General features: G+C 65.1%; 15 protein-coding genes. 10 read left to right on the plus strand and 5 right to left on the minus strand.

Annotated elements, in window-relative coordinates; genetic code table 11:
• The first annotated feature begins 172 nt into the window (after positions 1 to 172).
• The 6 genes from EOA38_RS07845 (at position 173) to EOA38_RS07870 (ending at position 9,521) form a co-directional block, all read left to right on the plus strand.
• Positions 173 to 1,273, plus strand: a complete 1,101-nt coding sequence (locus tag EOA38_RS07845; protein ID WP_127298883.1) for a citrate synthase/methylcitrate synthase — start codon at positions 173 to 175, stop codon at positions 1,271 to 1,273.
• A gap of 518 nt (positions 1,274 to 1,791) precedes the next feature.
• Positions 1,792 to 2,922, plus strand: coding sequence for a patatin-like phospholipase family protein (locus EOA38_RS07850; RefSeq protein WP_127298884.1), 1,131 nt, complete (start codon positions 1,792 to 1,794; stop codon positions 2,920 to 2,922).
• A 124-nt stretch (positions 2,923 to 3,046) separates the two neighbouring features.
• Positions 3,047 to 4,468: a coniferyl aldehyde dehydrogenase gene (locus tag EOA38_RS07855; RefSeq protein ID WP_127298885.1), complete on the plus strand. Its 1,422-nt coding sequence runs from the start codon at positions 3,047 to 3,049 to the stop codon at positions 4,466 to 4,468.
• A 366-nt stretch (positions 4,469 to 4,834) separates the two neighbouring features.
• Positions 4,835 to 6,007, plus strand: coding sequence for an efflux RND transporter periplasmic adaptor subunit (locus EOA38_RS07860; protein ID WP_127298886.1), 1,173 nt, complete (start codon positions 4,835 to 4,837; stop codon positions 6,005 to 6,007).
• An 80-nt stretch (positions 6,008 to 6,087) separates the two neighbouring features.
• Entirely contained in the window at positions 6,088 to 9,264 is a 3,177-nt protein-coding gene (locus EOA38_RS07865) for an efflux RND transporter permease subunit (protein ID WP_127298887.1), read from the plus strand.
• Positions 9,265 to 9,362: 98 nt separating this feature from the next.
• Positions 9,363 to 9,521, plus strand: coding sequence for a DUF3309 family protein (locus EOA38_RS07870; protein WP_126091484.1), 159 nt, complete (start codon positions 9,363 to 9,365; stop codon positions 9,519 to 9,521).
• Between the two features lie 60 nt (positions 9,522 to 9,581).
• On the opposite strand, the gene EOA38_RS07875 is transcribed toward EOA38_RS07870, so the two are convergent.
• Complete coding sequence (locus EOA38_RS07875) at positions 9,582 to 10,538, minus strand: SDR family oxidoreductase (RefSeq protein ID WP_127298888.1); 957 nt, start codon at positions 10,536 to 10,538, stop codon at positions 9,582 to 9,584.
• 96 nt (positions 10,539 to 10,634) lie between these two features.
• Between EOA38_RS07875 and EOA38_RS07880 the strand changes: the two genes are divergently transcribed.
• Positions 10,635 to 11,549, plus strand: coding sequence for a LysR family transcriptional regulator (locus EOA38_RS07880; RefSeq protein ID WP_127298889.1), 915 nt, complete (start codon positions 10,635 to 10,637; stop codon positions 11,547 to 11,549).
• Here EOA38_RS07880 and EOA38_RS07885 read toward each other — a convergent pair.
• The gene (locus EOA38_RS07885; protein WP_189434545.1) at positions 11,507 to 12,670 is read right to left on the minus strand and encodes an MFS transporter; all 1,164 of its coding nucleotides are present in this window, start codon (positions 12,668 to 12,670) and stop codon (positions 11,507 to 11,509) included. The genes EOA38_RS07880 and EOA38_RS07885 overlap by 43 nt on opposite strands.
• 197 nt (positions 12,671 to 12,867) lie before the next feature.
• On the opposite strand from EOA38_RS07885, the gene EOA38_RS07890 reads away from it, so the two are divergent.
• Entirely contained in the window at positions 12,868 to 13,461 is a 594-nt protein-coding gene (locus EOA38_RS07890; protein WP_127298891.1) for a hypothetical protein, read from the plus strand.
• A gap of 130 nt (positions 13,462 to 13,591) precedes the next feature.
• Here the strand turns inward: EOA38_RS07890 and EOA38_RS07895 are convergent, their stop codons facing one another.
• The gene (locus tag EOA38_RS07895; protein ID WP_126091489.1) at positions 13,592 to 13,900 is read right to left on the minus strand and encodes a DUF1244 domain-containing protein; all 309 of its coding nucleotides are present in this window, start codon (positions 13,898 to 13,900) and stop codon (positions 13,592 to 13,594) included.
• 25 nt (positions 13,901 to 13,925) lie between these two features.
• The gene (locus EOA38_RS07900; RefSeq protein ID WP_126091490.1) at positions 13,926 to 14,723 is read right to left on the minus strand and encodes an N-formylglutamate amidohydrolase; all 798 of its coding nucleotides are present in this window, start codon (positions 14,721 to 14,723) and stop codon (positions 13,926 to 13,928) included.
• A 179-nt stretch (positions 14,724 to 14,902) separates the two neighbouring features.
• Between EOA38_RS07900 and EOA38_RS07905 the strand changes: the two genes are divergently transcribed.
• Positions 14,903 to 15,457, plus strand: coding sequence for a DUF1036 domain-containing protein (locus tag EOA38_RS07905; RefSeq protein ID WP_189434543.1), 555 nt, complete (start codon positions 14,903 to 14,905; stop codon positions 15,455 to 15,457).
• The gene (pyk, locus tag EOA38_RS07910; protein WP_126091492.1) at positions 15,454 to 16,881 is read left to right on the plus strand and encodes a pyruvate kinase; all 1,428 of its coding nucleotides are present in this window, start codon (positions 15,454 to 15,456) and stop codon (positions 16,879 to 16,881) included. Before EOA38_RS07905 ends, pyk begins: the two co-directional genes overlap by 4 nt.
• Positions 16,882 to 17,147: 266 nt before the next feature.
• On the opposite strand, the gene EOA38_RS07915 is transcribed toward pyk, so the two are convergent.
• Positions 17,148 to 18,215, minus strand: a complete 1,068-nt coding sequence (locus tag EOA38_RS07915) for an alpha/beta hydrolase (RefSeq protein WP_127298892.1) — start codon at positions 18,213 to 18,215, stop codon at positions 17,148 to 17,150.
• Positions 18,216 to 18,265: the final 50 nt, after the last annotated feature.

Genomic DNA, 18,265 nt, shown 5'->3' on the forward strand with positions numbered 1-18,265 from the left:
GGCTGACATAGGCATAGAGCGTCTGTGGCCGGACGTTGAGCCGCGCCAGCGCTTCCTCCCGCGTCAGCCATTCGGACATATCGCTCCGCGCCTATATTGATTCAGTTGATCAAGATTGATGCATTGATTGCGCAGCATTAATTGCAATGCACAAAAGGTCAAGGAGACAGTCATGGCGAACGGGCTCGATGATGTTGTGGCGGCGGACACGGTTCTTTCTGATGTCGACGGCGCCGGCGGATATCTCACCATCCGAGGCCACTCGCTGACGGAGCTGGCCGGTCGCTGGCGCTTCGGCCAGGTGGTCCGGCTGCTGTTCGACGGCTTTTTCGACCGGCTTCCCGGCGACAACGAACTGGAGAAGGCGATCGGCAAAGCGCGCGTCGAGGTTTTCGAACGGCTGCAGCCGATGCTCGCTGAACTCGCGCCGCTCGATATCTACAGCGCCATGCGCGCCGGCATCGCCCTGCTGCCGGATGGCGGGGAGCTTGCCGATGCGCTCAGGCTGATCGCGGCACCGGCGGTGCTGACGCCGGCCCTGCTGCGGATCGCATGTGGGGGGAAGCCTCTTCCCCCGGACGATCGTGCCGACCATGCCGCCGATATGCTCAGAATGCTCGGCGGCACCGCATCGCCTGCGCTCGCCAAGGCGCTCGACACCTATCTGGTGACGGTCTGCGACCATGGGCTCAATGCCTCGACCTTCGCGACGCGGGTGGTGGCGTCGACGCAGGCGGGCTTGACCTCGGCGATCCTCGCCGGGCTCGGCGCGCTCAAGGGTCCGCTGCATGGCGGCGCGCCGGGACCGGTGATCGAGATGCTCGACGCCATCGAGGCGAGCGGCGACGCCGCAGCCCGGCTGCGCGGCGAGATCGCGCGCGGCGGGCGCATCATGGGCTTCGGCCATCGCATCTACCGCGTGCGCGATCCGCGCGCCGACGTGCTGAAGGCGGTCGTGCGCCAGCTCGGCGCCCGCAAAGAGACGGCTAGCCGGAAGACGGGCAGCCGGCTGGCCTTCGCCGAAAAAGTGGAGCAGGCGGCGCTCGACGTGCTCAAGGTCGCAAAGCCGCAGCGCTCGATCCAGACCAATGTCGAATTCTATACGGCGCTGCTGCTCGAAGCCGCCGGCTTCCCGAAAGAGGCGTTCTCCAACGTCTTTGCCGCCGGCCGCGTCGCCGGCTGGATTGCACACGCACGCGAGCAGCAGGCGACCGGCCGCCTGATCCGGCCGCAGTCGCGCTATGTCGGGCCGGTGCCGGATCTGGTGGCTTGAACCTAGTTCCTCGCCCCACTTCGACTGCGGCATGCACACATTTCCAAGCGGCTGGTCTTTGGCTATAGCGTGCATGGCAGCTTGGCGCATGCATTGTCTAGTAGCGCTGGTCGACCCCCACTCCGTCTCGGCTACGCCGAGCCACCTCTCCCCCGATCGACGGGGTAGAGGAAAGGCGCCAAGCTTTTTGCCGTCAACGCTCGTCCAGCAACGCTCCCTTCCTTTCCCTCCGGAGGGGGGAAAGGTGGCGCTGCGAAGCAGCGACGGATTGGGGGAACCACGTGGCAATCAAGCCTCAGCCTTATCAGTCACGCCAGTCATAGAAGATGTGTGCATCCCCCGGCCACTTTCGTGGGGCGAGGAAAGAGTCCCATGGCCGAAATTTCAACCGGTCACGCTTGTGTGTTCGTGTTCTTGCCTTGGTTCGTCCTTATATGCTGCACTGCAACATAAGCTGATAGCAGCGGCTCCGCCCAAGTGACGCAAGGGCAGCCCAAAGCCTCGAGACAAGGAACGGCATGGCGAAGAACGGCAAGGCGGAGGACAAGAAGAAGATCAACATCGCTCTCCAGGGCGGCGGCTCGCACGGCGCCTTCTCCTGGGGCGTGCTCGACCGGCTGCTCGAGGATGGGCGGCTGGAGATCGCGGCCGTGTCCGGCACCAGCGCCGGCGCCATGAACGCTGTGGCGCTGGCCGATGGGTTCGTGCGCGGCGGCGTCGAGGGCGCGCGCAGGAAGCTCGACGATTTCTGGCGTGCTGTGGCCTCGAAAGGCCGCTTCAGCCCGGTGCAGCGCATGCCGTGGGATGTCGTGTGGGGCAACTGGTCGATCGAGAACACGCCGGGCTACCTCTTCTTCGACACCATGTCGCGGGTCTTCTCGCCCTACGTCGCCAACCCACTCGGCCTCAACCCGCTGCGCGACGTGGTCGAGAAGGAGATCGACTTCCGCAATGTGCGCGCCTGCAAGTCGATAGAGCTCTTCATCTCGGCGACCAATGTCGAGACCGGGCAACTGCGCGTCTTCTCCGACGGCGAGATCGACCTCGACACGGTGATGGCCTCTGCCTGCCTGCCGCAGTTGTTCCGTGCCGTCGAGATCAAGGGCGTGCCCTACTGGGATGGCGGCTATGGCGGCAATCCGGCGCTCTTTCCCTTCTTCAAGACGGCGGCGACCGAGGACGTGCTTTTGGTGCAGATCAATCCGGTGGTGCGCGAAGGCACGCCGAAAAGCGCCAACGAGATCCAGAACCGCATCGACGAGATCACCTTCAACGCCGGGCTGCTGCGCGAATTCCGCTCGATCGCCTTCGTCAAGGAACTGATCGCGGCCGGCCGCCTGCCGCATGGCGAATACCGCGATATCCGCATGCACCGTATCGATGCCGACGAGGCGTTCAAGGATCTCTCGGCCTCGTCGAAGGTCAATGCAGAATGGGCCTTCCTCGCCTATCTGCGCGACCTTGGCCGAAATGCGGCCAGTGACTGGCTGGAGGAGAACTACGACGCCGTCGGCAGCCAAGCGACGCTCGACCTGTCGGGCGAGCTCGACGACGGCTTCAAGCCGGTGCATGGTCCGGCGCCGGGCCGGCGGGTCAAGGAATTCCTCGCCGCACACCTGAAGCCGGAGGCGGCGCGCCGCCGGGCGTAGAACCGCCTCCAGACCCCTTGCGTGCATTTTAGGCTGCGCTGAAACTTACCCAGCGGAACCGGCGGCGCGCTGGATTCACCTGCGCTGCGCGAGTAGTTTACCTCTACGTAAACGGGAGGTGGCGATGCTGCAGACCAGACAGAACGCTCTCGGGATCAGGTTTGAAGCGCAGTGCAGGGCCTTCGAGGCGGAACCCTTCCCCAGCCTCGAGGTGCGGAAGGATCGGCTGAAGCGGCTGCTGGCACTGACCGAAAGGCATGAAGCCGAGATCTGTGCTGCGATCGACAGCGATTTCACTGGACGGGCGGTGCAGGAAACGCGGCTTGCGGAACTTTTTGTCGTCCGCGCGGGGATCAGGCATGCCGTTCGGCATCTGCGCGGCTGGATGCGCGAGCGCCGCGTCGCCACCAGCCTGCCGTTCCTGCCGGGGCGCAATCGCCTTTTGCCGCAGCCGCTTGGCGTCGTCGGCATCGTGTCGCCCTGGAACTATCCCTTCCAGCTCGCCATGGCGCCTGCGACCGCAGCGCTTGCCGCCGGCAACCGCGTGCTGATCAAGCCGTCCGAGCTGACGCCGAAATTTTCGGACCTGCTCGCCCGTCTCGTCGACGAGCATTTCTCTGCCGACGAGATGAGCGTGGTGGTCGGCGATGCCGAGGTCGGCAAGGCATTCGTGTCGATGCCTTTCGACCATCTCCTGTTCACCGGCTCCACCGCCGTCGGCCGGCAGGTGGCGCTGGCCGCAGCCGCCAATCTGACGCCGGTGACGCTCGAGCTCGGCGGCAAGTCGCCGGCGATCTTCGATCAGTCCTGCGATCTCGACGCCGCTGTCGCAAGCGTCGCCTATGGCAAGCTTTTGAATGCTGGTCAGACCTGCATTGCGCCGGACTATCTGATGGTCCCGCGAGGGCAGGGTGCCGCGATCGCCGCGAAGCTCGCCGCCGCGATGGGGCGGCTCTATCCGCGCCTGCGCGACAATCCCGACTACACGGCAATCGTCAGCGAGCGGCACCATCAGCGTTTGAGCGATATGATCGCCGAGGCCCGCGACAGCGGCGCCGATATAACCGAGGTCAATCCGGCTAAGGAAAAGCTTGGCGTGAGTGATCGCAAAATGGCGCCCGTGCTGGTCAGGAATGCCGGCGAGAATTTGCGGCTGATGCGCGAGGAAATCTTCGGGCCGGTGCTGCCGATCCTCGAATATGGCACGGTCGACGACGCCATCGAGCACGTCAACCGTGGCGAGCGGCCGCTGGCACTCTACTGGTTCGGCAAGGACAGCGCGAATCGCCGAAGGGTGATGCGGGAAACCGTGGCCGGCGGCGTGACGGTCAACGACTGCATGATGCATCTGGTGCAGGAGAGGCAGCCATTCGGCGGCGTCGGCGAGAGCGGCATGGGCGCCTATCACGGCGAATGGGGTTTCCGGACCTTCAGCAAGGAAAAGCCGATTTTCGTCCAGTCCAGGCTGAGCGCCGGCGGGTTGCTCAGACCGCCCTATGGTGGAACATTCGAGCGGCTGTTCCGGTTGCTGAACCTCATCACCTGACAGCATTATTTTCGAAGTGGCGCGTCCTTCACATTGTCTCGTGCCAATGCAGCAAGTCATTGCGCGAAAAATTTCCACATCATACTGACACCTACTGCCATTGAACGGTTGGACGAGCGAAAAATCTGCCCGGACGGGGAAAAGCCGGGCAGTCGAGTGTCGAAAAAATAGAATAGAGCCTGTCCGCCACGGCTGGAGGCGCAATGATGCTGCAATTTTTCTCACTATATTGCGCCGCAACTTTGAGGTAGAAGCGCCCTTCGCCGATCACGGCAAATTGAAGATGGCTTTGCGCGCACCCATATCGGCCGCGCGCCCGGGAGTCGAAGGCGCCGACCTCGCCAAGCCAGCAACGGAAAAATGACGATGCCGAAAATCAGGTTTCACAAGCTTGCAGCCATTGCTGTGCTCATCGGATTTGCTGCCTGGATGGCAACGGGCGAGTTCTCGTCCGTGGGCAGCGCCGCCGACCACCAGAAGGCAGGAGAGGCAGGCAAAGCCACGCAATCCGGGGCCGACAAGCCCAAGACGGCGGAGGCCGAGCCGAAGGCTGCGCCCCGCACCGTCGCGGTGGTGACGCCGCCGCGCAAGACATTTGCGCGCGCCATACGCATTTCCGGGCTGACCGAAGCCGACAAGCGGGCAGTGCTTGCCACGCGCGTCGGCGGCGTCATCGACAAGCTGCCGGTCAAGCAGGGCGACCACGTCAAGACGGGCGACCTGGTGCTGATGCTCGCCGCCGAGGAGAAGATCTCGAACGTCGACAACGCCAGGCAGCTTCTGGTGCAGCGCAAGGCCGAGCTCGATGCCGCCGAACGGCTGGCCAAGACCGGCAACCTGCCCAAGCTGCAGCTCGACACCGCGCGCTCGAACCTGACGGCGGCGCAGTCGATGCTGGAGACCGCGCAGGCCGAACTCGACCGCAACGAAGTGAAGGCGCCGTTCGATGGCGTCATCGATCGCGTGCCGGTCGAGCTTGGCAGCTCGGTCATGCAGGGCGGCGAGGTGGCCACCATCCTGAAGCTCGATCCGGTGATCGCGCGCGGCGAGATCAGCGAACGCGACCTGCGCTACATCAAGATCGGCGACGAGGCCAATGTGCGCCTGGTCAACGACCAGAAGGTCACCGGCACGGTGCGCTATATCAGCCGCGATGCCTCATCGCAGACCCGCACCTTCCGTGTCGAGGTGGCGATCCCCAACGGGGACGGCTCGATCCCCGCCGGCATGACGGCCGAGATCGCGCTCAGCGCCGAGCCGACCGACGCGGTGCTGCTGCCGCGCTCGGTGGTCACTCTGGGCGACAAGGGCGACCTCGGCATCCGCGCCGTCGGCAAGGACGACAAGGTGGCGTTCTTCCCGATCGACCTCGTCGACGACACCCCGACGGGACTGGTGCTCGGCGGCATTCCGCAGGACGCGCGCATCATCGTCGCCGGCCAGGAACTGGTGAAGGAAGGCGATCTGGTGAAGCCCGTCGAGGCCGACCAGGCGACCATCAACAAGCTGATCAGCGAAGCTGCCGCCGGCACGCAGTAGCGCGACCGCCAGGCGCGCCGGGCTTGCCCCGGCGCCGCCGGCCAGTGTCGCCGCCCACATGGAAACAGCAGGCATAGGTCATGGATATCGTCAGACTCGCCATCCACAACGCCCGCCTCACAATATCGGCGCTGATGTTCCTGCTTGCCGCCGGCTGGGTCGCCTATCAGTCGACGCCGAAGGAAGCGGAACCCGACGTTCCGATTCCGATGATGTATGTCAGCCTGATCTATCAGGGCATCTCGCCGGAAGACTCCGAACGCCTGCTGCTGAGGCCGATGGAGAGCAAGCTCAAGAGCCTCAAGGGGCTGAAGGAGATGCGCTCGGCCGCGTTCCAGGGCGGCGGCTATGTGCTGGTCGAATTCCAGCCGCAGACCGATCTGGCCACGGCGCTGCAGGATACGCGCAGCAAGGTGCAGGATGCCAAGGCCGACCTGCCGCAGGCGGCCGAGGAGCCGACGGTCAACGAGGTCAACGTCTCGGAATTCCCGGTTCTCGTCGTGACGCTTTCCGGCGACGTGCCGGAGCGCGTGCTGACGGCAGCGGCGCGTGAATTGCGCGACCGCATCGAGGAAGTGCCGGGCGTGCTGGAAGGTTCGCTGCAGGGCGCGCGCGACGATTTGGTCGAAGTCGTCGTCGACCCGGTCAAGCTCTCCTCCTACGGGCTGCAGCTCGACCAGGTGATGCAGGGCGTCGGCGCCTCCAACAGCCTGGTCGCGGCCGGCAACCTCGAAGGCTCCGAAGGCAAATACGCGGTCAAGGTGCCGTCGCTGATCGAGACGCCCGAGGATGTCGCCAACCTGCCGGTCGTCGCCACGCCGAACGCCGTGGTGCAGGCCAAGGACATCGCCACCATCCGCTCGACCTTCAAGGACGCCGAGACGGTGACCCGCCTCGACGGCAAGCCGGCGATCGCCATCGAGGTGAAAAAGCGCATCGGCGCCAACCTGATCGACACGCTGAACCATGTCAGGGAAGTGTCGGACAATTTCATCAAGACGATGCCCGAGGGCATGCACGTCACCTACACGCAGGACAAGTCGGTCTTCGTCAACCAACTGCTCGGCGACCTGCAGAACCATGTGATGATCGCGGTCATCCTGGTGTTCATCGTCATCCTCTACGCGCTGTCGGGGCGGGCCTCGCTGCTCATCGGCCTCGCCATCCCCTCATCCTTCCTGATCGGCATCCTGCTGCTGGCGATGATGGGCTACACGATCAACATGATCGTGCTGTTCAGCCTCATCCTGGCGGTCGGCATGCTGGTGGACGATGCCATCATCGTCACCGAATTCGCCGAGCGGCGCATGAGCGAGGGCATGCCGAAGGCGGATGCCTTCGCCTTGGCCGCCAAGCGCATGGCCGGCCCGGTGATCGCGGCGACGATGACGCGTATCGCCGCGTTCTCGCCGCTGCTCTTCTGGCCGGGCATCATCGGCGACTTCATGAAGTACATGCCGATCACGCTGATCGTGACTCTGTCGGCCTCGATGCTCTACGCGCTGGTGTTCGCGCCGACGCTGGGCGCCATCTTCGCCAAGGCGCCGGCGCATCATGAGGAGAGCAATCGCGACGGCTGGTACATGGCGCTGGTCAAGCAGGCGGTGCGCTTCCCGATCACCGTCATCCTGCTCACCGTCGGCCTGCTGGTCGGCGTCGGCTTCGCCTATTCGAAATACGGCGCCGGCGTCGAGTTCTTCCCCAATGTCGAGCCGGATTACGGCCTGCTCTATGTGCATGCCCGCGGCAATCTTTCGCTGGCCGAAATGGATGCCGCCACCAAGACGGCGGAAAACCGGCTGCTCGGCTGGCCGGGGGTGAAATCGGTCTATACGCGCGTCGGCAAGACGCAAGGCGGCGGCCAGGACATACCGGAAGACGTCGTCGGCGTGATCCAGTACGAGTTCGTCGACTGGCGCGAGCGCAAGTCCGCCAACCAGATCCTCGACGACCTGCGTGCGGTGATGGCCGGCATTCCCGGCGTAGATGTCGAAGTGCGCGTGCCGGAAGCCGGCCCGCCGACCGGCAAGCCGATCCAGATCAGGCTTTCGGCCGCGGATCCTGCCGGGCTCGACGACAAGGCGCGCGCCGTCGCCGCGCGCATCGCCAAGATACCCAACGTCATCGATGTTTCGGACGGCCTGCCGCCGCCCGGCGTCGACTGGGCGCTCGAAGTCGACCGCGCCAAGGCCGCGCAATACGGCATCAGCCCGACCTCGGTGGGTACGGTGGTGCAACTGGTGACCAACGGCCTCAAGCTGTCGGAATACCGGCCGGCCGGCGCCGACGACGCGGTCGATATCCGGCTGCGCCTGCCGGAGGATCGGCGCACGCTGTCGACGCTGGACGAGCTTCGGGTGCAGACCTCGCAAGGATCGGTGCCGATCTCGAATTTCGTCGTCAGGAAGCCCGAGCCGACGGTCGGCATCCTCAATCGCATCGACGGCGCGCGCACCGTGGTGGTGCAGGCCAATGTCAGCGCCGGCGCGCAGGTGGCGGCGGTGCAGCAGGAGGTTACCAAGGCCGTCGCCGACATGGATCTCGGCAGCGGTATCCGCTGGAAGCTCGCCGGCTCCAACGAGGACAGTGCGGAAGCCAGCGCCTTCCTCAGCAAGGCCTTCGGCGCGGCGATCTTCCTGATCTTCCTGGTTCTGCTTGCGCAGTTCAACAAGTTCACCAGCGTGTGGCTCGTGCTGTCCTGCGTGGTCATGGCGACGATCGGCGTGTTCCTCGGATTGCTTCTGACAGGCGAGGCGTTCGGCATCGTCATGTCGGGCATCGGCGTCATCGCGCTCGCCGGCGTGGTGGTGAACAACAACATCGTTCTCATCGACACCTATGACCGGCTGCGCGAGGAAGGCTGGGACAAGATGGACGCGGTGCTGCAGACCTGCCGCGAGCGCGCGCGGCCGGTGGTGCTGACGGCGGTTTCGGCCATCCTCGGCGTGCTGCCGATCGCCTTCGGCCTCGGCCTCGAAATCTTCCATCACGAGACGACGATTAACGCGCCGTCGACGCAATGGTGGATTTCGCTGTCCTCGGCGATCGTGTTCGGCCTGTCCTTCGCCACCTTGCTCACGCTGGTGGTGACGCCTTCGATGCTGATGGTGTTCACCCGCGCCAAGGTGAAGCCCGGCGCGCGGCGCGGCTGGTTCAGCCGCCTGTTCCGCCTCGGCAAGGGCAAGGTCGTGACCGACGAACCGGGCAAGGAAGCCAACGCCGAGCCGGAGGTCGCCTTCCCGAAAGCCGCGGAATAGCGGGATTTCGAAGCCCGAATGCGAAGAGCCGTCCGGGAACAACCGGGCGGCTTTTTGCATTGTTCCCTTGAAGTTCAACCAGACGGCGAGGGCTTTTCATGACGATCGGTACACTTCTTGTAATAATCCTGATCCTGATCCTGATCGGCGCAGTGCCTGCTTGGCCGCATTCGCGGGCCTGGGGCTACGGCCCATCGGGGATCGTCGGCGTCATCCTGGTCATTCTGCTGATCATGTTGCTGTTGGGCCGGGTCTGATCGATTTGCGGCCGGGCTTCAGAGCCCGGCCGTTTCATTTCCAGGAGCTCCTTGCCTTGATCAGGCGGCCTCGCGCGAGGGTGCGACGGCGATGCCGATATCCTGGATGGCTTCCGCCACCGCCCGGTCGAGCGGCGTGTGCGGGATTTCGCCGATGATTTCCTGCAGCCGCGTCGAGGTCAGCCGGTGCGCCTCGAAGCGCAGATAGGACATCGACACGATCTCGCGCCACATGGCCACGAACGGACTGCCGGCGCGCAGCACCCACCAGGGCATGAAAGAGAGCTTGAGCTTGCGTCCCAGCGCCTTTTCGGCCGCAGCCTTGATGTCGAGGTCGGTGACGGCATGGCCCGGGAAGTTGATGGCTTCGTAGGAGCCGAGCTTGTCGAGGTTACGCGCCAGTCCGACGAAGGCGACCGCAAAGTCCGGCAGATAGGCCCATTCATGCACGAGGTCGGCGGGGCCGGGCGCGGTGTAGACGCCCTTCTCCATCTTGGCGGCGACGACGAGGTCGAACCAGGAACCGGTGCCGGTGCCGCCGAAGAAGTCGCCGGCCCGCAGGACGATGGTGCGCACGCGGCCGGCATCGGCCTCGCGGCGGAACAGATCTTCCATGGCGCAGCGGATGCGGCCCTTCTCGGTGGTCGGATGGAACGGCGTCTCCTCCGTGACCACCTGCGGCATCGGCGAGCCGTAATTGTAGACGGTGCCGGGGAAGAGGTGCAGCGCGCCATTCGCGCGGCAAGCGGCCATGACGTTCTCGGCCATCGGCAGGCATTTGCCCCAGTCGGTGTAGATCGGGTTGAGGCCGTTGAAGATGATGTCGACGCCTTGCGTTGCGCGGATCAGGGACTCGCGGTCGAGCGCATCGCCGGCGACAGCGGTTGCGCCCTTGAGCTCGGCCGGCACCTTGCCGGTGCGGGTGACGGCGCGGACGTCGAAACCGGCGTCGATGAAAGCCTTGCCAACCACGCGGCCGAGCCGGCCATTGGCGCCCAGAATTGCGATCTTGGTCATTGTTCGTCTCCGTTGCTTGCGTTTGCCCGCCTAATCTGGACACTCCGGAAACGAATGGAAATTGACTGAATCTGGCGATCTGATATTCAAAAATGAATGAAGGAATTCGACTGGAACCTGATCAAGAGCTTCGTGGCGGTCGCCGAGACCGGCAGCCTTTCGGCGGCCGCGCGCAGCCTTGAAGCCAGCCAGCCGACGCTCGGCCGCCACATCGGCGAATTGGAGCAGGCGCTCGGCGTCACGCTGTTCCGGCGCGGGCGGCGCGGCTACGAGCTGACGGAAGCCGGCAGCGTGCTCTATGAGCGCGGCCGAGCGGTCAGCGAGCAGGCCAATGCCTTCTCGCTGCTGGCGCTGGGATCGGTCGAGGCGATCGAAGGCACGGTGCGGATTGCCGCCTCGGAGGTGGTCGCGGCCTATGTGCTGCCGCGGTTGACGGCGCGCCTTGGCGAGGAGGAGCCGGGCATCGAGGTCGAGATCGTCGCCTCCAACCAGGTCGAGAACCTGCTGCGCCGCGATGCCGACATCGCCATCCGCATGGTCAGGCCGGCACAGAACGAATTGGTGGCGCGCAAGGTCACCGACATTCGGCTCTGCCTGTGTGCAGCCCGATCCTATCTCGAGCGACACGGCCGGCCGGAAAAACCAGCAGACCTCGCTGACCATGCCCTGGTGGGGTTCGACCGCAGCGACGAGATCATTCGCGGCTTCGCCGCCTTCGGCGTTCCGGTCGGCCGCAGCCACTTCCGCTTCAGGACCGACAACCAGATCGTGCTCTGGGAGGCGGTGCGGACGGGCAACGGCATCGGCCTTGGCCAGAAGCCGCTGGTAGACCGCGACCCAGATGTGGAGACGCTGTTGCCGGAAGTTCCCTTGCCCGTGTTGCCGGTGTGGCTCGCCATGCACCGCGATGTGCGCACCAGCATGCGCATCCGCCGCGTGGCGGATTTCCTCCATGAGGAGCTGAAGCGCTATTCGGCCGGCGCTGGAGCGGGGGCGAACTCGGCCCGGTGAGCGAGGCCCGCCATCAACAGCACGATGACCAGCAGGCCGGAGAGCGCGACGAAGATCGGGCCGAAGCTCGATCTCTCGGCGACGAAGCCGATCGCCGACGGCGCCACCAGAATGCCGGAATAGCCCATGGTGGTGACGACGCTCATGCCGGTGCCGGAGGACATGCCTTCCTGGTTGCCGCCGGCCGAAAACAGGATCGGCACCATGTTGGCGATGCCGAAGCCGCAGAAGGCGAAAGCGGCAATGGCAAGATAAGGCGAGGGCGAGAGGCCCGCCACCAGCATGCCGGCGGCGGCGACAAGGGCCGAGCCGCGCAGCGTCGCCACGGCGCCGAAGCGGTTGCGCACGCCGTCGCCCAGGAAGCGCATCAGCGCCATGACGCCGGAGAAGGCGGCGTAGGCGAGGCCGGCAATCGCAAGATCGGCGCCGAGCTCCTGATGGAGGTAGAGCGCCGCCCAGTCGAGCACCGCACCCTCGGAGACCATGGTGAGCAGCGCCATCAGCCCGACCAGATAGACGATTGGGTAGCGCGGCAGCGCGAATTTCTGGTGCTCGGCGACCCGAGGCCTGTCCTCGGCGACGAGGTAACGAATGGCAAGGGCGATGATGGCGAAGGCGATCACGGTCACCACGATGGCGTGGGTGAGATGGCCGTAATTCTGGATGGAGTAGCCGCCGAGCGCGCCGCCGGCGAAGCCGCCCAGGCTCCAGAAGCCATGCGAGGACGACATGATCGCGCGGGAAAGCCGGCGCTCGACGATAACGGCGTTGGAGTTCATGGCGACGTCCATGCCGCCGATCGAGCCGCCGAAGATAAGCATGGCGACGGCCGAGAGCGGCACGTTGGGCGCCAGCGCCACGACCAGCAGGCCGAAGCTGCCGCAGAGGCCGAACCAGCGCAGCACGCTGCGCGAGCCGTGCCCGGAAATGAGATGGCCGCACCAGGTCATCGCCATGACCGCGCCGACGCCGAACAGCAGAATCAGCAAACCGAGCGTGAATTTCGAAATGTCCAGACGGGTGAGGAACACCGGGATCTGCGGCGCCCAACTGCCGGTGAGGAAGCCATTGGCAAGGAAAATCCCGGCAACTGCCCAGCGGCCGCGCGTCGCGGCTGGCATTGTGGTTTGCAGGCTCATGCTTTGAAATCCGGTGCGCCGCCCGATTTTTGCGGCAAATTAGATCGATTCAACCTTCAGTCAAGCGCTGCCGGCCGAAAGCGCTTGGGCCAAGCGCGTCGGCAATCCGGCGCTTCCCGCCCGCACCGGAACGCGGCACAGTCGCGGTATCCATTCCCAAGACATCACAGGACCGCCGCATGACCGCTCTGCTTCCCGCCGAACTCGCCTGGTACGCCACCGGCCGCTTCTATCGCGCCAAGGATGGCGCAGTGGCCGACTACGGATATTTCCTGCATCTGCCTTTCCCCGACGTGCCGCTGTTCGACGGCAAGCGCGCCGAGACGGCAGCGCATTTCACTTTCGCCGCAAGGCCGTTCAAGGCTCAGGGGATCGACAACGGCGCGTTGTCGCTCGGGCTCGATCCGGTGGGGGAGTTCTCGCTCTATCTGCAGCGCCGGCCGATGGGGACCTTCGACGATCCGGCTTCGTTCGAGCAAGGCGAATGCATCGCCACCTTCCGCCGCACCAGCCTGGTGGCGGGCACGACGGTCGCGGTCTCCGCCGGCACGACGATGGTGCAACTGATCGCCACCAACGTGTTCTCCGCGCGCCTGGTCGCCAGCACAGCGTTTGAGTTCGACGGCGGCCGCCATGATCTGGCGCGCCATCTCGGCGAGGGCGTCACCCAGTTCGGCACCTCCGCAGCAACGCCGATCGTGCCGCCGCCGGCCGGTTATGATCTGGTGCTGCCGTTCACGGGGTCAGCCATAGCGTTGGGCCGAGCCGGTTAGGGGCCTCAACGCAGGATCGAGGGCTCCGCTGGAGCAGTTCACCGTTTCACGGAAACGGCGACCCGCTCTATCTCTTTGTTTTGACGCAATTCCGGACGGAAAGCCGTTTCACACCTTTCCTGGAATTGCTCTAGTGATCCTTGGGGCGCTTGGCCTCGAACTCCGCCTTCTTGGCGTCCGACGCCTCGGTCTGGTTGAGCGCCTGCCATTCGGCATAAGGCATGCCGTAGATGATCTCGCGCGATTCATCCTTCGACAAAGCAACGCCATCGGCCTCGGCGGCCTCGCGATACCAGTTCGACAGGCAATTGCGGCAGAAGCCGGCGAGGTTCATCAGGTCGATATTCTGGACGTCGCCGCGCTGGCGCAGGTGATCGACCAGCCGGCGGAAGGCTGCGGCCTCGAAATCGCGTTTCTGCTCGTCGCTGAGTTCGGTCATTTGTCTGTTCCCGGCCTGACGGCCTTCATGCTGGCCCGGTGCGCGAGCCGAACATCTTCACCTGGTGTATATCGGCACGGCGGTCGATGGCGTCAACGATCGGCGCCAGCCGTTCGGCCCAGGCAAGAGCGCCGGCGCGGTCGGCGATCAGGTCCTGGCGGATTTCGATCAGCGCGTGGGCGTAGCCGTTGACGATGGCGTGGCGGAACATGGTGTCGCCGCGCAAGGCGCCGTCATAGGGTTCGTTGTCGCCGACGACGAGGTTTTCGTCCTCAGCCAGCATGTCGATCAGCGGCCGCGCCACGCGGTCGTCGAGGTCCCACAGGATGCCGACATGCCAGGGCCGGATGAAGCCTTGCATGCGCGGGGTGAAGGAATGCACCGAGAAGATGAACGGCGCTTTCCCCGAGGCGTGCGCCACGGAAGCGATCATGGCGCCGACGGCGTCGTGATAGGGCCGGTAGAAGCGGTCGAGACGCCGCTCCCGCTCCTCGGCGGCCATCGGATAGTTGCCCGGCACGATGGTGCCGTCATAGAGCTGACGGATCAGCGTCGGGTCGTCCTCGCCCCGGTTGGGATCGATCAACAGCCGCGAGAAGCCGGCAAGCACCGCCGGCGCGTCGAGCGCCCCCGCCAGCTCGCGCGTCACCGTCTCGACGCCGATGTCATAGGCGATGTGGCGCTCGAACTCGGCAGCCGGCAGGCCGAGGCTGCCATACTCCTCCGGCAGGTCGCGGCGGGCGTGATCGGCCAGAAGCACGATGCCTTTCTTGCGGTCGCCCTCGACGATATCGAAAGGCGCGAAAACTGTGGATCGGGTCATCGGCTGAAAATGGGTCGGTCGCTGGCATCCGGGCAGGGTGGTATCGTCATTCCACGAAGAGGACTGAGGCGCAATGCCGTTGTTTGGCCACGGTTTCTGCAAAAAATCCCGAATGGGACACAGAATCGTGCAGCGGGCCTCTCTAAATCGATTGGAATTGAACAAAACGGCGCGTTGACATGCGCCCGGAGTTTGCTGAAAAGGGGCTTCGAGAGATGCCGATGTGGTTCGTGAGGGGATTTGGAATGGTTTTCGCCGGCAGGCTGCGCAAGCGCCTGGCCCTGCCGCTCCTGATCTTTGGCGCGGGTTTCAGCGCGCTTTGCACGACCTCGCCTGCCCGCGCCGACTTCCGCGTCTGCAACGCGACGCAAAATCTGGTCGGCGTCGGCATCGGCTATCGTGCCAAGGCCGGCTGGATAACCGAGGGCTGGTGGCACATCGAAGGATCGACCTGCAAGACGCTGATCGAGGGACCGCTGTCATCAAGGTTTTACTATCTTTATGCAGAAGACGCCGAGCGCGGCGGGCGTTGGGACGGCCCGATCAACATGTGCGTCGCCGAAAAAGAGTTCAAGATTGCCGGCGTGAATGATTGCGTCGCCCGGGGCTTCCAGCGCGCCGGATTTCAGGAATATGACACGGGCGAGCAGGCAAGCTGGATGGTCCAGCTGACCGACGAGCCCGCAACGGGAGGCGCGCCAGCGACCCCTGCTCCGGGAACAAACAGTCAATGAGACGTATCCGCAAGGTCAAGATCCTCGCCACCATCGGTCCGGCTTCCTCGTCCGAGGAGATGCTGCGAAAGCTGTTCGAAGCTGGGGCCGATGTCTTCCGCATCAATATGAGCCATACGGACCACGAGCTGATGCGCACGCTGGTCGGCCGCATCCGCGCCGTCGAGGCGGCTGTCGGCCGACCGATCGGCATTCTCGCCGACCTGCAGGGACCGAAGCTCAGGGTCGGCAAGTTCGCCAACGGCAAGGAAGCGCTGACCGTCGGCCAGACCTTCACGCTCGACGACAATCCGGAACCCGGCACGTCCAGCCGGGTCTACCTGCCGCATCCGGAAATCCTGAGCTCGGTCGAGCCCGGTCACCGGCTTTTGATCGACGACGGCAAGCTGGAGCTCAAGGCGGTGAAGAGCGACGGCAAGTCGATCACCTGCACGGTCGTCGCCGGCACCGGCATTTCCGACAAGAAGGGCGTCAGCCTGCCCGACACCGACCTGCCGGTCGGCGCGCTGACCGAGAAGGATCGCGCCGATCTCGACGCGGTGTTGGCGGCGAGCGTCGACTGGGTGGCGCTGTCCTTCGTGCAGCGGCCGGAGGATCTGGCGGAAGCCCGCAAGATCGCGCGCGGCCGCGCGCTGATCATGGCCAAGATCGAGAAGCCGCAGGCGGTCGCCCGTCTGCCGGAGATCATCGAACTGTCCGACGCGCTGATGGTTGCGCGCGGCGATCTCGGCGTCGAGATGCCGCTCGAAGCCGTGCCCGGCATCCAGAAGCAGATCACGCGCGCCGCGCGCCGCGCCGGCAAGCCGGTGGTGATCGCTACCCAGATGCTGGAATCGATGATCACCGCGCCGGTGCCGACCCGCGCCGAAGTGTCGGATGTGTCGATCGCCGTGTTCGAAGGCGCGGACGCGATCATGCTTTCGGCCGAATCCGCGGCCGGCGCCTATCCGGTCGAGGCGGTCGCCATGATGAACCGCATCGCCACCAAGGTCGAAACCGACCCGACCTATGCCGGCATCATCAACGCGCAGCGCTCGGAGCCGGAAGCGACCGGCGCGGACGCGATCTCGCTCGCCGCGCGCGAGATCGCCGAGACGCTGAAATTGTCGGCGATCATTACCTACACCGCCTCCGGCACCACTGGACTCCGCGCCGCGCGCGAGCGTCCGCAGGTGCCGATCGTGGCGCTGTCGCCGATCGTCAACACGGCGCGGCGGCTGTCGCTCCTATGGGGCACGCATTGCGTGGTTTCGGAGGATGCCATCGACCTCGACGACATGGTCGACCGGGCCTGCCGCATCGCCCTCGACGAAGGCTTCGGCAAGCCGGGCGATCGCGTCATCATCACCGCCGGCGTGCCGCTGAGGACGCCCGGCTCGACCAACATGCTGCGCATCGCCTATGTGGGGTCGGAGACGCATTAGCCGTAAGAGCTGGTCCGCTGTGACCGCCGTTTGAAACCTTTTCAAGGTCGGCGCCGCCCCCCATCCGCCTGCCGGCACCTTCTCCCCGTATAGTGACGGGGAGAAGGGAGAAGCTTTGGCGTCAGCGCCATTGCTCCCACGTTGGCGATTGGCGAAATCGGCGATGACAGCGTTCTTCTCCCCGTCACTATACGGGGAGAAGTGCCCGGCAGGGCGATGAGGGGCAGCGCTGCGTTGAGGTCTTTCAAGCACGGCGGTGAAACTGCTCAGCCCGGCGCCAGCTCGGCGTCTGGAGCCCTGAGTTCCGGAAATCTGTCGGCGCCCTGCGTGTCGCCGGCTATCCGGCCTTCCACCACTCTTGCCATGGCTTGCAGGTCGACAGGCATGCCTGCGATCTTCTCGATGGCGCCGACGACAAGGTCGGGCGCGGTCCAGTCGGGCTTGTGGCCGAGATTGCGGACCCAGACCAGTTCGGCGCCGGGAATATCGCGCTCGAGACCGACGGAATGGATGGTGGCGTAGACCACCTTGTCGCGGTCGCCGGAGATGACGACAGTCGCCGCCTTGATTTCACCGTAGTCCGGCGAGGCCTGGCGCACATAATCGTAGAGCTGGGCCACATCCCGGGCGTTGGCGCGGAAGGCAGGCGGCCGCAGCACCAGCGGGATCGAGGCCTTGCCGATGTAGTCGTCCGGCAGGTTGTTGGGTGAAAAGACGCAGGCCGTCGCGTTGCCGATCTGCAGCATGCCGGCGGGGTAGGCGAGCGTCTCGGAAAACAGCCAGCCGACGGCCGGAGTGGCCGTCAGTTTGTAATACCAGGCGGTCGCGCCGCCTGGCCAAGGATGGCTGACAGGCGCCAGGAAAACGAGGCCGAGCGTCTTTTCCGGATGCGCTTGGGCAAAGGCGGTGGCGGCCGCGCCGCCGAAAGAATGGCCGACGATGATCGCTTTTTCGATACCGAGGCGATCCATCAGCGCGGCGATCGTGTCGGCCTGCGCCGCCAGCGTTTCGTTGTTGCCCGGCCCACGCTCGGACCAGCCGAAGCCGGGGCGGTCGAGGAAAAGCATCTCGGCGCGGCCTTCGAGCAGCGGCCTCATCGGCAGCATCTGGTCCTTGAGGTTGGCGCTGGCGCCATGGATGAAGACGATCGGCGGCAAATCGGCGCCGGCCGGCGCCGGGATATGGACGTAGTGGATGCGGGCGCCATCGATGTCGATGAATGCGCCGGCCGGCGGGTTGCGACGCTCGATCAGCCAAACGCCGGCGCGGGTGACGACGGCAAGGGCGAAGATGAGCACAATGAGGAAGAGAAACGCGGCGCAGATGAGGTTCATGCGGAGGAGATACGGAAGTGGCGGGAAGTTAGTTTAGGGGAGTAGGGGAG

It is taken from the genome of Mesorhizobium sp. M1E.F.Ca.ET.041.01.1.1, assembly GCF_003997355.1.
Taxonomy (GTDB): Bacteria; Pseudomonadota; Alphaproteobacteria; order Rhizobiales; family Rhizobiaceae; genus Mesorhizobium.

Excerpts from the sequence above, each read along its gene's own strand:
- pyk (WP_126091492.1), top strand. The coding sequence starts at position 15,454 with ATGAGACGTATCCGCAAGGTCAAGATCCTCGCCACCATCGGTCCGGCT.
- EOA38_RS07855 (WP_127298885.1), top strand. The coding sequence starts at position 3,047 with ATGCTGCAGACCAGACAGAACGCTCTCGGGATCAGGTTTGAAGCGCAG.
- EOA38_RS07850 (WP_127298884.1), top strand. The coding sequence starts at position 1,792 with ATGGCGAAGAACGGCAAGGCGGAGGACAAGAAGAAGATCAACATCGCT.
- EOA38_RS07880 (WP_127298889.1), top strand. The coding sequence starts at position 10,635 with ATGAAGGAATTCGACTGGAACCTGATCAAGAGCTTCGTGGCGGTCGCC.
- EOA38_RS07885 (WP_189434545.1), bottom strand. The coding sequence starts at position 12,670 with ATGCCAGCCGCGACGCGCGGCCGCTGGGCAGTTGCCGGGATTTTCCTT.
- EOA38_RS07915 (WP_127298892.1), bottom strand. The coding sequence starts at position 18,215 with ATGAACCTCATCTGCGCCGCGTTTCTCTTCCTCATTGTGCTCATCTTC.
- EOA38_RS07875 (WP_127298888.1), bottom strand. The coding sequence starts at position 10,538 with ATGACCAAGATCGCAATTCTGGGCGCCAATGGCCGGCTCGGCCGCGTG.
- EOA38_RS07860 (WP_127298886.1), top strand. The coding sequence starts at position 4,835 with ATGCCGAAAATCAGGTTTCACAAGCTTGCAGCCATTGCTGTGCTCATC.
- EOA38_RS07845 (WP_127298883.1), top strand. The coding sequence starts at position 173 with ATGGCGAACGGGCTCGATGATGTTGTGGCGGCGGACACGGTTCTTTCT.
- EOA38_RS07870 (WP_126091484.1), top strand. The coding sequence starts at position 9,363 with ATGACGATCGGTACACTTCTTGTAATAATCCTGATCCTGATCCTGATC.
- EOA38_RS07900 (WP_126091490.1), bottom strand. The coding sequence starts at position 14,723 with ATGACCCGATCCACAGTTTTCGCGCCTTTCGATATCGTCGAGGGCGAC.
- EOA38_RS07865 (WP_127298887.1), top strand. The coding sequence starts at position 6,088 with ATGGATATCGTCAGACTCGCCATCCACAACGCCCGCCTCACAATATCG.
- EOA38_RS07905 (WP_189434543.1), top strand. The coding sequence starts at position 14,903 with ATGCGCCCGGAGTTTGCTGAAAAGGGGCTTCGAGAGATGCCGATGTGG.
- EOA38_RS07895 (WP_126091489.1), bottom strand. The coding sequence starts at position 13,900 with ATGACCGAACTCAGCGACGAGCAGAAACGCGATTTCGAGGCCGCAGCC.
- EOA38_RS07890 (WP_127298891.1), top strand. The coding sequence starts at position 12,868 with ATGACCGCTCTGCTTCCCGCCGAACTCGCCTGGTACGCCACCGGCCGC.